Raw genomic sequence first — 13,613 nt, 5'->3', positions numbered from 1 at the left:
GGCTCACCCGGCTCTTCCAGACCATCGGAGAGAACGACCATGTCCGAGCTCCTCGCCCTTCCCTCCCGCCGGACCGTGCTGAAACTGGGCGCGCTGGCCTCCGTGGCCGGTCTGACCGGTTGCGGCCCCAACGGCGGCACAGCCGCAGCCGGTGACGGCAAGTCCGTCACGGTCGTCAACACCGGCTCGAACAGCACGCTCGTGCTGCAACAGCTGATGCAGTCCCAGAACTACTTCGGCGCAGTCGACCTGTCCGCCAAGACCCAGAATGTCTCCGACGGCTCCAAACTGATCGCCAGCCTGCTGAACGGCAGCAACGACATCACCCTGCTCTCCGGCTTCGGGCAGGTGCTGCCGGCCATCGAGAAGGGCGCCAAGCTCAAGGTGGTGTCCGGCTCCGGCCTCCTGCTGGCACACGCCGTCTACGCGAAGTCCGACAGCATCAAGTCCGCGCAGGACCTGGTCGGCAAGACGATCGGCACCGGTCCGGTCGGTGCGCTGCTGCACCAGATCATGGTCGCGTACCTCGGCAAGAACGGCATCAAGCCCGAGCAGGTGAAGTTCGTCAACATCGGGTCCAGCGCCGACGTGTTCAAGGCGATCTCGGCCGGCAAGGTCGACGCCGGTCCGTCCCTGGTCGACGTGTACGACGAGCAGGACAAGTACGGCGTACACGCGGTCGCCGAGCTGTGGAAGGAGCTCCCGGAGTACACCTACCAGGGCGCCTACACGTCGGACACGGCGATCTCGAAGCGCCGTGACGTGCTGGTGAAGACGCTGGCGGCGTACGCGAAGCTGTTCCGCTACATCTCCTCGCCGGAGTCCAAGGACGCGTACCTGAAGGCTTACCAGAAGGCGGTGCCGAGCAGCGACGCCAAGGAGGCCGGATCGCTGTGGAACTTCGCGCAGCAGCCCGGTGCGTACGCGGTCGACCTGACGCTCGACGAGGCGCGGCTGCAGTACATGCAGGAGCTGAACGTGTCCCAGGGTGTGCAGAAGAAGGTGCTGCCGTTCGACCAGGTCGCCGACATGTCGCTGGCAGCGGACGCGGTGAAGATGCTGTGAGCGAGCTCGAACTGCGGGTTGCCCTCGGCCGCTACGGACACACCGAGGACCTGTTGGACGGCCGCGTCCTGGTGAACGGCTGCCGCCTCCGGCCGGTCGAGTTCGCGTCGATGATCACGGCGTACCGGCGGATGGTCCGGTCGGTCGAGTTCGACGTGTGCGAGCTGGCGCCGACGACGTACCTGATCGCGCGGGCACTCGGAGCGCCGTACGTCGCCCTGCCGGTCTTCCTGAGCCGGCGCTTCCACCACGAGGGGCTGGTGATCCGCAACGGCTCAGGGATCACGCAGCCGGCCGATCTGCAGGGCCGGCGCGTCGGAGTGCGCGCGTACTCCGTCACGAGCGCGGTCTGGACCCGCGGCGTGCTCGAGGACGAGTACGGCGTGGACCCGGCGAAGATCGAGTGGATCGTCGACGACGACGAGCATGTGGAGTCGTTGACGCTGCCGCCGAACGTGCACCGGCCAGGGCCGAAGCTGCTCGACCTGTTCAAGCAGGGCGAGCTGGACGCGGCGTTCACCCGCGGCGCGGGCATCGGCGACCCCAAGGTGACGCTGGTGTCCGGCTACCGCGAGCTGCTGGACGAGGCGGAGAGTCTCAGCGCGGACTGGTACCGGCGGACCGGCATCTACCCGGTCCACGGCGTCGTCGTGGTCCGTGAGCAGCTTCTGGCCGACCACCCGTGGCTTGCCGGTGCGCTCGTGCAGGCGTTCGGGGACAGCCGATCGAGGTACCTGAACAGGCTGGGCAGTCCGGCCGCAAGCACGCGTGAGGATCTTCGCTACCAACGCCTGGCTGAGATCGTCGGCGACCCGCTCCCGTACGGGCTCGACGCCAACCGGGCCTCGATCGGCGCACTTGTCGACTACTCCCGCCGCCAGGGCCTCGTCCCGCCGGACGTTCCCCTGGACCGGTTCTTCCCCGAGTTGAAGGAATCCTGATGACAATCGACGCGCACTGCCATGTGATCGCGATCGACCGTGACCGCTACCCGCGCAACCCGCTGGGTGGCGTGGAGTCGGCCTGGTCGCAGCAGCGACCTGTCGGCGCGAAGGAACTGCTCGCCGCCATGGACCAGGCCGGGATCGACCGAGCCGTCGTGGTGCAGGCCTCCACCGCCTACGGACACGACAACAGCTACGTGGCCGACTCGGTCGAGCAGTACCCGGACCGCTTCGCCGGAGTGTTCTCCGTGGACATGCTGGCCTCCGATGCGCCCGTCCAGCTGGCGCACTGGATGTCTCGGGGTCTGCAGGGCGCCCGGCTGTTCACAACCGGCAGCACGATGCCCGGCCAGGCCTCCTGGCTGTCCGACCCACGCCTGCACGCCTCCTGGGCGTGGGCCGAGGAGAACAACCTCTCGTTGTGTCTGCAGATGCGGTCCGAAGGCATCCCCGCGCTGCGTGAGCTGCTGGACCGTTTCCCAGGTGTGAAGGTGCTGCTGGACCACGCTGCGCGGCCCGACCTCAGTGGGGGAGTGCCGTACGACGCAGCTCGTTCGCTGTTCGAGCTGGCGCAGTACGACGGTGTGTACCTCAAGCTGACCGAGCGCACGCTGGTGTCGTCGACCAAGGCGCCGGCCGACCCGGCTACGTTCCTCCGCAAGCTGCTGACCGAGTTCGGCGCCGAGCGGCTGATGTGGGGCTCGAACTTCCCGGCGGCCGAGGACGACCTGCCGACGCTGCACAAGCGGAGCCGGGACATCCTGTCGTTCCTGCCCGACGCCGCGCAGGAGCAGATCTTCCACGGCACCGCGGCGACTCTCTACCCGGTGATCTCGTGAGAGCCGTGCTGGCGGACTACCCGCAGGTCCGCGCGCTGAAGGAGGGGTCTGTCTTCGACTTCGTCGAGGTGAACCCGGTGCACAAGGCGTTCGCGGCGATGGTCCGCGACCAGGCGTACGACGTCTGCGAGATGGCGATCGTCACGTACCTGCAGGCCCGCGCGGAGGGCAAGCCGCTGCTCCTGCTGCCCGTCGTACTGCGTTCGCGGTTCCAGCACGACCACATCGTCTGCCGGGCCGACGACCCGCTCGACGTCCACGACCTCGCGGGCAAACGCGTCGGCGTCCGCACCTACGCCCAGACCACGGGCGTCTGGCTGCGCGGCATCCTCGGCGACGAGTACGGCGTACCGCTCGACGAGGTGCGGTGGGTCAGCATCGAGGACGGGCATCTCGCCGAGTACGTCGACCCGCCGCGGGTGGAGCGCGCTCCGGCCGGATCGAAGCTGGTCGAGATGCTGCACGCCGGCGATCTGGATGCCGTGATCATGGGCAACGACCTGCCCGACGACCCGCGGCTGCGGCCGCTGATCCCGGACGCGAAGGCGGCCGCGCGCGCCTGGTACGACCGCACGCGCGCCGTCCCGATCAACCACATGGTGGTGATCCGTGCGGAGCTCGCCGGGCAGCGGGAGGACCTGACCCAGCTGTTCGTCGAGGCCAAGGAACCGGCCGAAGGGATCGACATGACGCCCATCGGCCTGGAGGCGAACCGGCCGGCGCTCGAGCTCATCACCCGCTACGCCCACGAACAAGGGCTGGTGCCCACCCGCCTGTCAGTGGACGACCTGTTCTCGCCGAGAGGAGCCGGATCATGATCGACGCTCCGGAGAAGCTGCGCGTCGAAGGACTGAGCAAGACCTTCCAGACCAACCGCAAGGCGCACACCGTGCTGCGCGGCCTGTCGTTCGGAGTCGCCGAGGGCGAGTTCGTCAGCCTGATCGGTGAGAGCGGCTGCGGCAAGACGACCGTACTGCGGATCATCCAGGGCCTGCTGGAGTCCGACGCCGGTCAGGTCGTTGTCGATGGCAACGCCGTGTCCGGACCTGGCCGGGACCGCGGGCTGGTGTTCCAGCAGGCCAATCTGCTGCCGTGGCGGACGGCACGCCGCAACGTGGAGTTCGGACTCGAGCTGCAGGGGCTGACGCGCGCGCAGCGCGGCGAACGGGCAGGCGAACTGCTCGACCTGGTCGGGCTGGGCGGCTTCGCCGACCACTACCCGCACCAGATGTCGGGCGGTATGCAGCAGCGCATCGGTCTGGCCCGTGCGCTGGCGATCGACCCCGCCGTACTGCTGATGGACGAGCCGTTCAGTGCGCTGGACGCGCAGACCCGTGAGGTGCTGCAGAAGGAGCTCCTGCGGGTCCACTCCGAGACACGCAAGACCGTGCTGTTCGTGACGCACGACCTGGACGAGGCGCTCTACCTGAGCGACCGGGTGGTCGTGCTCGCGGCGAACCCGGGCCGCGTGAAACAGATCATCGATGTCCCGTTCGAGCGGCCGCGTGGCGAGCTGACAGAGCTCCGCGGACTGCCGGAGTTCCAGGAGCTGCGCAGCCAGGTCTGGCAGCTGATCCGCTCGACGAATCCCTCTACGAACGCAGGGAGCGACCGTGTCCAGGACTGAAGTACATCCGCGGGCGGCCGCGGCGGCAGTGACCGCTGAGGAGCCGACCGTCGACCAGGCGGGCAAGGCACGTCGCAAGTACCGGCTGATCCGGCTTGTCTCCATCCTGGTGGTGCTGGGCGCGTGGGAGCTGGTCGGGCGGCAGATCAACCCCCTGTTCATGTCGTACCCGACTGCTGTGGTGCGGGCAGCGGTGCAGATGACCAAGACCGGTGAGTTGCCGAAGGCCTTGCTGAGCAGTCTGAGCACGCTGGCCCTGGGCTTCGCGATTGCCGCCGTACTCGGGGTTGTCCTGGGTCTGGTGATCGGCCGGTACAAGACCGTCGAGGTTGCGACCGACTGGCTCGTCAACGCGCTCTACGCGACGCCCCTGGTGGCCGTCGTACCGCTGGTGATCCTGTGGTTCGGACTGGGCTTCAGCGCGAAGCTGTTCGTGGTCGTGCTGCTCGCGATCTTCCCGGTCCTGATCAACACCGCCAGTGGGGTGCGCAACGTACCCGCTGCGCTGATCGACGTCGGCACCGGCTTCGCGGCGAGCGAGTGGCAGGTGTTCACCAAGGTGATCCTGCCCGCGTCGCTGCCGTACACGATGACCGGTCTGCGGCTCGGAGTCGGACGCGCGATCATCGGCATGGTGGTCGCGGAGTTCTTCACTGCGATCACCGGTCTGGGTGCGCTGGTCGTGAAGTACGGCAACCAGTTCGACACCGCCTCGATGCTCGTCCCGGTACTGGTGCTGATGGTGCTCGGCGTGGCGCTGACCGCAGGGCTCCGCCAGGCAGAGGCCCGGATCGCGCCGTGGAAGGAGACCGAGCGGTGATCATCGATGTCCACGGCCACTACACGACCGCGCCGGCGTCGCTGAATGCCTACCGCGGCCGTCAGATGGCGCTGCAGAACAAGCCGGTCAAGGGCTCGCTGACCGTCACCGACGACCAGATCCGGTCCTCGCTGGCCGGCCATCTGGAGCAGATGGAGGCGCGCGGCATCGACGCGGTGTTCTTCTCGCCGCGGGCGTCGGCGATGGGGCACGACGTCGGCGACGAGACGATCAGCCGGCACTGGACCGAGATCAACAACGACCTCATCGCTCGCGTCGCCGATTTGTACCCGGGGCAGTTCGTCCCGGTGGCGCAGTTGCCGCAGAGCCCGGGTGCTGCGCTGGACGGTGTGATCGCCGAGCTCCGCCGTACTGTCGATCTGGGGTTCGTCGGCTGTTTGATCAACCCGGACATTGCCGGCGGGTTGCAGCCGTTCACGCCGTCGCTGGGGGACCGGTGGTGGTATCCGCTGTGGGAGGTGATGGTCGAGCTCGACGTACCGGGCATGGTCCACGCCAGCTCGACCCGGAACCCAGCCATGCACCTGAACGGATCGCACTACATCGCACAACACTACGCCGCGGTGGTGGAGCTGTGCTCGTCGTCGGTCTTCATTGACTTTCCCGGACTGCGGCTGATCGTCCCGCACGGGGGCGGTGGAGTGCCGTTCCACTTCAACCGGACCCGGGCGCTGCATGTGGCCGAGTCCCTGCCGCCGTTCGAGGACGCGGTACGCAACCTGTACTTCGACACGGCCGTGTACGACGCCGACTCGCTGGCGATGCTGGTGCGCAAGATCGGCGCGGACAACGTGCTGTTCGGCTCCGAGATGTTCGGCACGGCGAAGACGCGGGACGCGGAGACCGGCCGGTTCTTCGACGACATCCTGGACGACGTCCGGGGCCTCGGCCTGGGTGACGACGAGTTGACGAAGATCCTGTCCGGCAACGCGCTGCGGCTGTTCCCCCGCGCGGCAGCACACCTTGGAGTGGCACATGCCCAGTAGTCCCACTGTCGTACGCCGGATCGACCGGCCGGACCCCGAGCTCGTCAAGGCGGCTTCGCAGTACGGCGTTGCCACGCTGCACGAGGCGGCTCGGCGTCGTGGGCTGATGGTCGACATCCATCCAGTCGTGGCTGGGACTCGGGTGTGCGGTCCCGCGGTGACGTCGCTGAACCACGCAGGCGACAACCTGATGCTGCACGCGGCGGTGGAGGTGTGCGAGCCGGGTGACGTGCTGGTCGTCGCCACGCTGAGTCCGTCGACGCACGGCATGTTCGGTGAATTGCTCGCGACGCAGTGCCGTGCGCAGGAGATCGCAGGAGTCGTTCTCGACGCCGGCGTACGCGATCGGCGTGAGCTGCAGGACATGTCGTTTCCGGTGTGGTCCCGGGCGATCAGTGCGGCTGGGACGGTCAAGGCGACGCCCGGCTGGGTGAACGTCCCGGTCACCTGTGGGAGCGCTCTGGTGAACCCGGGCGACCTGGTGGTTGCCGACGACGACGGTGTGACCGTGATCCCGGCGGCTGAGGTCGCTGCCGTGGTCGAGGCCGCTCGGCTGCGGGAGGAGCGGGAAGCCGCCAACCGGGCCCGGTTCCAGGCCGGTGAGCTCAGCCTGGACGTCAGCAACCTGCGGCCGCTCCTGGAACGCTTGGGCGTCACCTACTCCTGACGCCCGGGGTACCTGCGACTTGCTCGTGTCCGGTACGGTTCCCGGGGATGTGACCCATGGGTAGTGCCGGAGCGAAGGAGCTTGGAGTATGGGCGAGTTCGTCAATCTGACCGTGAGTGACGGGGTCGGGACGATCCGGCTGGATCGGCCGAAGATGAACGCACTGAACGTCCAGGTCCAGGAGGAGATCCGGGCCGCCGCCACGGCGGCCGCCGAGGACGACTCCGTCCGCGCGGTGGTGATCTACGGCGGCGAGCGGGTGTTCGCGGCCGGTGCGGACATCAAGGAGATGGCCGACATGTCGTACGCCGACATGGCCAGGCGCTCCGGTCCGTTGCAGTCGTCGCTGTCCGCGGTCGCCGCGATCCCGAAGCCGACCGTTGCCGCGATCACCGGGTACGCGCTCGGCGGCGGCTGCGAGCTGGCGCTCTGCGCCGACTACCGCATCGCCGCCGAGGACGCCAAGCTCGGCCAGCCGGAGATTTTGCTCGGCATCATCCCGGGCGCCGGCGGCACGCAGCGGCTGTCCCGTCTGGTCGGCCCGTCGAAGGCCAAGGACCTGATCTACTCCGGCCGTTTCGTCGACGCCGCCGAGTCGCTCGCGATCGGTCTGGTCGACAAGGTCGTGCCGGCCGCCTCCGTCTACGAGGAAGCGGTCGCGTGGGCTTCGCAGTTCTCCCGCGGCGCGGCGATGGCGCTACGGGCCGCGAAGGAATCGATCGACTCCGGGCTGGGCGTCGACCTGGCCACCGGGCTGGAGATCGAGCGGCAGCAGTTCGCCGCGCTGTTCGCCACCGAGGACCGCACGATCGGCATGACGTCGTTCGTCGAGAACGGTCCGGGCAAAGCTGAATTCAAGGGAAAGTGATGTCTGCTACTTCGAAGCCCGCCGCGTCTGCTGAAGATGTCGAGGCGGCCTGGAACGACAACAAGCTCGCCCAGGTGCTCTACCACGACTGGGAAGCGTCGACCTACGACGAGAAGTGGTCGATCTCGTACGACGAACGCTGCGTCGACTACGCCCGGGACCGTTTCACCGCGGTGGCCGGCGCGCGCGGCTGGCCGTACGGGAAGTCGCTCGAGATCGGCGCCGGTACGGGCTTCTTCACGCTGAACCTGAAGCTGGCCGGCGTTCTCGACGAGGCTCACGTCACCGACCTCTCGCCGGGCATGGTCGACGCGGCGAAGAAGAACGCGCAGACGCTCGGGTTCGCGATCGAGGGCCAGGTCGCGGACGCGGAGAAGCTGCCGTACGACGACGACACGTTCGACCTCGTCATCGGGCACGCGGTCATCCACCACATCCCGGACGTCGAGCTGGCGTTCCGCGAGATGCTGCGGGTGCTCAAGCCGGGCGGGCGGTTCGTGATCTGCGGCGAGCCCACGCGGTACGGCGACTTCGTCGCGCGGCGCCTGTCCAGGTTCACCTGGTGGGCCACGACGAACGTCACCAAGCTGCCGGCGCTGGCGCACTGGCGGCGTCCGCAGTCCGAACTGGACGAGTCCTCTCGGGCCGCTGCGCTGGAGGCTGTCGTCGACCTGCACACGTTCGACCCGGACACGCTGGCGCGGATGGCGTCGCGGGCGGGTGCGTCGCAGGTCCGCACCGTCACCGAGGAGTTGCTGGCGGCATGGGTCGGATGGCCGATCCGCACGTTCGAGGCCGCCGTACCGGAGCAGAAGCTCGGGTTCGGATGGCGGATGTTCGCGTACAAGTCGTGGCTGCAGCTGTCGAAGGTGGACAAGGTGCTGTCGAGCGTCGTACCGGACGAGCTCTACTACAACGTCTCGATCACTGGTCTGGCGCCGTCCGTCCAGTAGGAGCAGTAGGGTGTGTTGATGCGGTTGCTGTCCGTGGCGAATCTGCGCTGGGTGGTGCGCCACCGGGCGTGGACGCCGTACTACCTGAAGCGCTACTGGCGGTTCGCCTGGTTCAAGCTGCGCCACCCGCAGGTGATCACCGAGGGTTTCGTTTTCCTGGGCAAGCATCTGGAGATCGTGGCGCGGCGCGGGCACGGCCGGATCATCCTCGGCAAGTGGGTGCATCTCGGTGACGAGACCCGGTTGCGCGCGCACGAGGGCACGCTGCGGATCGGCGACAAGGTCGTTTTCGCGCGCGACGTGACGGTGAACTGCTACCTGGACGTGGAGATCGGCGCTTCGACGCTGATCGCGGACTGGACCTACATCTGCGACTTCGACCACAAGACCGAGGACCTCGGCCTGCCGATCAAGGATCAGGGCCTGGTGAAGTCGCCGGTCCGGATCGGCCCGGACTGCTGGCTGGCCACGAAGGTGACCGTCACCCGCGGCGCCGACATCGGCCGTGGCGTGGTCATCGGCGCGAACAGCGTTGCCCGAGGCAACATCCCGGCGTACTCCGTGGCCGCCGGCCTGCCCGCGGTCGTCCTCGCCGACCGGACCGCCCGCTACACCGGCAACGCCGACCGCCGCAAATACCTGGCCGGTCTGAGCGAAGCCAACGACAAGACCACCGCCCGGCTGCATGCCGGCGCCGTTCCCACCGCGGCGCCGCTGCCCGAGCCCCTGCGGACGGCTGAGGAAGCTGTTCCTGCCGGGCCCGAGAAGTCGCCTGCGGCTTCTCGGAGCGTCGGGGCGGGGGATGCGGGTGGTGATGAGGTAGAAGCAGATGGTGAAAAAGAGACTCCCGAGGGGTTCTCAAGTTACTCACCAGTCGGGCACTATGGCCCCCACGTCCGGTCGGACGCCCACGACCGGTTGAGCGTCGGAGAGGAGAAGTAGCGTGGCTGACCAGGCTGCGATCGGTCCGTCCGATCAGGTTGCCCGGTCGATGCTCGACCAGGCTGCGGCCGACGACTCGATCACCCAGGCGCGCACACGCGCCGTCGACCCGGTGCCGATCGTCGCCGAGCCGGCAGCGGTGGGTAGCGCTACGTTGGAACCAGTGCTTGAAACAAACGAACCAGACATGGGCGTGAACGGACGTATGAACCCTGAAGCACAGGCAACAGACGGCAGCACGGCGGCGCCGGCCCCGGTAGCGGGTGCCCGCCGCCGGCTGTCGCCGCGCCCGGTCCCGGTCAGTCGGCGTAGGAGACCGCCGGCGGCAGCGACCGAGGCGGAGGCCGGCAAGGTCGACCAGATCGACAGGGTCGGCAAGGCGGACAGCGTGGGCTCGGTGGCCACGGACGAGGAACGGACCCCGGCTGAGGAGATGGACGACGTGGGTACGCAGGACGACAAGGCGACGGCCGCGAAGGCGGACGTGACGCCGGACAAGGACGCCGGTACGGCGACAGACGCGGGTGCCGACGCGGCCGCGGGCACGTCGCGCGGCTCGGGTACGGCTGCGGGTACTGCGGGTACGGCGACCGCGACGAAGACGGCGCGGCCGAAGACCGCGGCGGAGATCGTCGCGGAGCAGCGTGCGCGGGAGAAGGCGGCGGCCGAGGCGTCGTCGGATGCGGCCGACTCGGAGGTTGCCGCACCCGATCAGCCTGCCGCCGGCAAGGACGCGGGCGCGAAGGAACCGGCCGCGGCCCCGACCACCGCAGCAGGTGCGGCGACCGGCTCGGCGGCTGCCGCGGGCAAGACGTCCGGCCCGACTGGTGCCTCTGGCAACAAACCGCCGACGGCCCGGGGTGGCGCGTCGGGATCCTCGGGGTCCGGCAAGGGCAAGCAGGCGCTGTCCTCGGTCGGCTCCGGTGTCCGGAAGCTGCGCAACCTGATCGCCTCGCTGATCTGGCTGATCGCGGTGCTCGCGGCCGCCGTACTGGCGCTCGGCGCGCTGTTCACCGCGCTGGACCAGACCAACCAGAGCAACGAGATCGTGCGCTGGATCCTCGAGCGCGGGCACGACCTGGTCGGCCCGTTCAAGGACCTGTTCCGGCTGGAGACCGCGAAGAACACCCTCCTGGTCAACTGGGGGATCGCGGCGCTGGTCTACCTGATCGCCGGCAAGATCGTCGAGCGCATCATCCGGCCGTAGCCACCAGGATGAGATCGAGAGATTCGTCCAGTTGACCTGGGCGAATCTCGAAGTCCTCGTACGTCGTACTCCGCACGAGCGCGGCCAGACCGTCGTCCCACCGGTCGTGGTCGGCGGCGAGCTGGGCGTCGACACACGATCCGTACTGCGCCTCCCAGGACGTCAGCCGCTCGCCGTGGTGGAGTCCGAGCGCCTGGGTGACCTCGAAGTGCGGCTCGAGCAGTTCGATGAACTCGGCGGCCGTCAGTTCGCGGGTGTGGTACCAGTTGCCGCTCGGGAAGGTCAGGCGGTTCGGCGTACTGAGCACGACGGTCCCGCCCGGCGCCAGGACGCGCGCGCACTCGGCGACGAAGCGCGGCTGCTCCCAGAGGTGCTCGATCGTCTGCAGCGAGGTGACGAACCCGAAAGTGCCGTTCGCGAACGGCGTCTGCACCAGATTGCCCCGAACCACATTGGTCTGTGGATAAACCCGGCGGACGTGGCGCAACGTCGTATGTTCATAGTCGAGACCGGTCACGGAGTCCGCGCCCGCCAGGCGGAGCAGCTCCGCGCCGTAGCCCTCGCCGCAGCCGGCGTCGAGGATCCGGCCGGTCCGTTCGATCGGCAGTCGAGCCGTGATCCAGCGATAGGCCGCGTCGTGGCGCGCGAACCAGTAGTTCTCGTGCCAGATCCCGGGTGCGGTCCTCTCGCCGGTGAGCGGTAACGTCTCGGTCACCTGAGTCAGACTAGTCGCGCCGGGACTGTGATGGGACTCGCACGCGACGTATGTTTCTCGCGGGTAACATCCGTGGCAGGCTTGGGAGAGACCGTTAACCAGAAGGGGTCCCACACGCTATGAAGATCGTCGTCTGCGCGAAGTTCGTGCCGGATGCCACGGCGGATCGCCGGTTCCGCTCCGAGGACAACACGGTGGATCGTGCCGGTGTCGACGGGTTGCTGTCCGAGTTGGACGAGTACGCCGTCGAGACCGCGCTCACGGTGAAGGAGGCCGGCGACGGTGAGGTGACGATTCTCACCGTCGGTCCGGAGCAGGCTGCGGACGCGGTGAAGAAGGGCCTGCAGATGGGCGCCGACGCGGGTGTGCACGTGGTCGACGACGCGATCCACGGTTCGGACGCGGTCGCCACGTCGCTGATCCTGTCCAAGGCGCTGGCCAAGCTCGAGGCCGACCTGGTCGTGTTCGGCATGGGCTCGACCGACGGCGGCATGGGTGTGGTGCCGGCGATGGTGTCGGAGCGGCTCGGGCTCCCGGCCGTGACGCTGGGTTCGGAGGTGACCGTCGACGGGCAGACCGTTCGGATCCGCCGCGACGGCGACACCGCGAGCGAGACCATCGAGGGCACGTTGCCGCTGGTGCTGAGCGTGTCCGACCAGGCGAACGAGCCGCGCTACCCGTCGTTCAAGGGGATCATGGCCGCGAAGAAGAAGCCGGTCGAGACCTGGTCGCTGGCCGATCTGGAGCTCACGGCCGAGCAGGTGGGCGGGTCGAGCGCGTGGACCGAGGTGGTCGAGGTGACCGCTCGTCCGCCGCGCAGCGCCGGCACGATCGTCACCGACGAAGACGGTAGCGGCGCGGCCGAGTTGGTCGAGTTCCTGTCCACGAACAAGTTCCTCTGAGGGGCGGTCCAGTTATGTCGAACGTTCTGGTGCTGGTTGACCACGCCGCGGGCAAGGTCCGCAAGACGACCGCCGAGCTCCTCACGATCGCCCGCCGTCTCGGTGAGCCGGTCGCAGTGTTCATCGGCGACGGTGTTTCCGACGCCCTGCCCGCCCTGGGGCAGTACGGCGCGACCAAGGTGATCGCGCTGACCAACGCCGAGCTGTCGCAGTTCCTGGTGGCGCCGAAGGCCGAGGCGTTGCAGCAGGTCGCGGCGAAGGTCGAGCCGTCGGCGATCCTGATCTCGTCGAGCGCCGAGGGCAAGGAGATCGCGGCCCGGCTGGCGGTCAAGCTCGACTCGGGTCTGATCACGGACGCCGTCGACGTGCAGGAGGGTCCCGTCACCACGCAGTCGGTGTTTGCGGGCAACTACACGGTCAAGTCGAAGGTCACCCACGGGACGCCGATCATCACGGTCAAGCCGAACGCCGCAACCCCGGAAGCCGCTGAGACCTCGCCGGAGGTGGAGGAGTTCGACGTGTCGATCTCCGACGCGGCGAAGGCGGCGCGGATCACGGAGTCCAAGCCGCGGGAGGCGACCGGTCGTCCGGAGCTGACCGAGGCCGCGATCATCGTGTCCGGTGGCCGCGGGACCGGTGGTGACTTCGGTCCGATCGAGGCGTTCGCGGATTCGCTGGGTGCGGCCGTCGGTGCGTCGCGTGCCGCGGTGGACTCGGGTTGGTATCCGCACGCCTACCAGGTCGGCCAGACCGGCAAGACCGTGTCCCCGCAGCTGTACGTCGCGGCCGGCATCTCGGGCGCGATCCAGCACCGCGCCGGCATGCAGACCTCGAAGACGATCGTCGCGGTCAACAAGGACCCCGAGGCCCCGATCTTCGAGCTGGTCGACTTCGGCGTCGTCGGCGACCTCCACAAGGTCCTCCCGACCGCCACCGAGGAAGTCACCAAGCGCAAGTCGTAACACTCGCGAGGTCTGCACGCTGACCTCCGGACGGAAGCCGGGCTCGGTTCCCCTCCCGAGCCGGGCTTCCGCCTTCCGGCTGGCTAGCATGCCGA

Annotated in this window: 15 protein-coding genes; 14 read left to right on the top strand and 1 reads right to left on the bottom strand. The window is 68.4% G+C overall.

Features of this window, described 5'->3' with window-relative positions; all coding sequences use genetic code 11:
* The first annotated feature begins 39 nt into the window (after positions 1-39).
* The 12 genes from ACIA58_RS39465 to ACIA58_RS39410 all read left to right on the top strand — a co-directional run bounded on the left by ACIA58_RS39465 (position 40) and on the right by ACIA58_RS39410 (position 10,939).
* On the top strand, positions 40-1,065 hold the full coding sequence (locus ACIA58_RS39465) for an ABC transporter substrate-binding protein (RefSeq protein ID WP_396408987.1): 1,026 nt from the start codon (positions 40-42) through the stop codon (positions 1,063-1,065).
* The gene (locus ACIA58_RS39460; protein WP_396408986.1) at positions 1,062-2,006 is read left to right on the top strand and encodes an ABC transporter substrate-binding protein; all 945 of its coding nucleotides are present in this window, start codon (positions 1,062-1,064) and stop codon (positions 2,004-2,006) included. Before ACIA58_RS39465 ends, ACIA58_RS39460 begins: the two co-directional genes overlap by 4 nt.
* Positions 2,006-2,848: an amidohydrolase family protein gene (locus ACIA58_RS39455; RefSeq protein ID WP_396408985.1), complete on the top strand. Its 843-nt coding sequence runs from the start codon at positions 2,006-2,008 to the stop codon at positions 2,846-2,848. The genes ACIA58_RS39460 and ACIA58_RS39455 overlap by 1 nt, the downstream gene beginning before the upstream one ends.
* Positions 2,845-3,666 (top strand): hypothetical protein, encoded by an 822-nt coding sequence (locus ACIA58_RS39450; protein ID WP_396408984.1) that lies wholly within the window; start codon positions 2,845-2,847, stop codon positions 3,664-3,666. The genes ACIA58_RS39455 and ACIA58_RS39450 overlap by 4 nt, the downstream gene beginning before the upstream one ends.
* Entirely contained in the window at positions 3,663-4,475 is an 813-nt protein-coding gene (locus ACIA58_RS39445; protein WP_396408983.1) for an ABC transporter ATP-binding protein, read from the top strand. The genes ACIA58_RS39450 and ACIA58_RS39445 overlap by 4 nt, the downstream gene beginning before the upstream one ends.
* A complete protein-coding gene (locus tag ACIA58_RS39440) occupies positions 4,462-5,295 on the top strand; it encodes an ABC transporter permease (RefSeq protein WP_396408982.1) in 834 nt (277 codons plus the stop codon). Before ACIA58_RS39445 ends, ACIA58_RS39440 begins: the two co-directional genes overlap by 14 nt.
* Positions 5,292-6,302 (top strand): amidohydrolase family protein, encoded by a 1,011-nt coding sequence (locus tag ACIA58_RS39435; RefSeq protein ID WP_396408981.1) that lies wholly within the window; start codon positions 5,292-5,294, stop codon positions 6,300-6,302. The genes ACIA58_RS39440 and ACIA58_RS39435 overlap by 4 nt, the downstream gene beginning before the upstream one ends.
* Positions 6,292-6,969, top strand: coding sequence for a 4-carboxy-4-hydroxy-2-oxoadipate aldolase/oxaloacetate decarboxylase (locus tag ACIA58_RS39430; RefSeq protein ID WP_396408980.1), 678 nt, complete (start codon positions 6,292-6,294; stop codon positions 6,967-6,969). Before ACIA58_RS39435 ends, ACIA58_RS39430 begins: the two co-directional genes overlap by 11 nt.
* 88 nt (positions 6,970-7,057) lie before the next feature.
* A complete protein-coding gene (locus ACIA58_RS39425; protein ID WP_396408979.1) occupies positions 7,058-7,837 on the top strand; it encodes an enoyl-CoA hydratase/isomerase family protein in 780 nt (259 codons plus the stop codon).
* The gene (locus ACIA58_RS39420) at positions 7,837-8,790 is read left to right on the top strand and encodes a class I SAM-dependent methyltransferase (RefSeq protein ID WP_396408978.1); all 954 of its coding nucleotides are present in this window, start codon (positions 7,837-7,839) and stop codon (positions 8,788-8,790) included. The genes ACIA58_RS39425 and ACIA58_RS39420 overlap by 1 nt, the downstream gene beginning before the upstream one ends.
* Positions 8,791-8,808: 18 nt before the next feature.
* Positions 8,809-9,732, top strand: coding sequence for an acyltransferase (locus ACIA58_RS39415; RefSeq protein ID WP_396408977.1), 924 nt, complete (start codon positions 8,809-8,811; stop codon positions 9,730-9,732).
* A 1-nt stretch (position 9,733) separates the two neighbouring features.
* The gene (locus tag ACIA58_RS39410; protein ID WP_396408976.1) at positions 9,734-10,939 is read left to right on the top strand and encodes a hypothetical protein; all 1,206 of its coding nucleotides are present in this window, start codon (positions 9,734-9,736) and stop codon (positions 10,937-10,939) included.
* Here the strand turns inward: ACIA58_RS39410 and ACIA58_RS39405 are convergent.
* Complete coding sequence (locus ACIA58_RS39405) at positions 10,926-11,654, bottom strand: class I SAM-dependent methyltransferase (protein WP_396408975.1); 729 nt, start codon at positions 11,652-11,654, stop codon at positions 10,926-10,928. The two genes, ACIA58_RS39410 and ACIA58_RS39405, sit on opposite strands and share 14 nt — an antisense overlap.
* Before the next feature lie 119 nt (positions 11,655-11,773).
* Here ACIA58_RS39405 and ACIA58_RS39400 point away from each other — a divergent pair, with 119 nt between their 5' ends.
* Entirely contained in the window at positions 11,774-12,556 is a 783-nt protein-coding gene (locus tag ACIA58_RS39400) for an electron transfer flavoprotein subunit beta/FixA family protein (RefSeq protein WP_396408974.1), read from the top strand.
* Between the two features lie 14 nt (positions 12,557-12,570).
* Positions 12,571-13,518, top strand: coding sequence for an electron transfer flavoprotein subunit alpha/FixB family protein (locus ACIA58_RS39395; protein ID WP_396408973.1), 948 nt, complete (start codon positions 12,571-12,573; stop codon positions 13,516-13,518).
* The last annotated feature ends 95 nt before the right edge of the window (positions 13,519-13,613 follow it).

The organism is Kribbella sp. NPDC051586, from assembly GCF_044453965.1.
GTDB lineage: Bacteria > Actinomycetota > Actinomycetes > Propionibacteriales > Kribbellaceae > Kribbella.
This window is presented reverse-complemented; position numbering and strand designations above follow the sequence as displayed.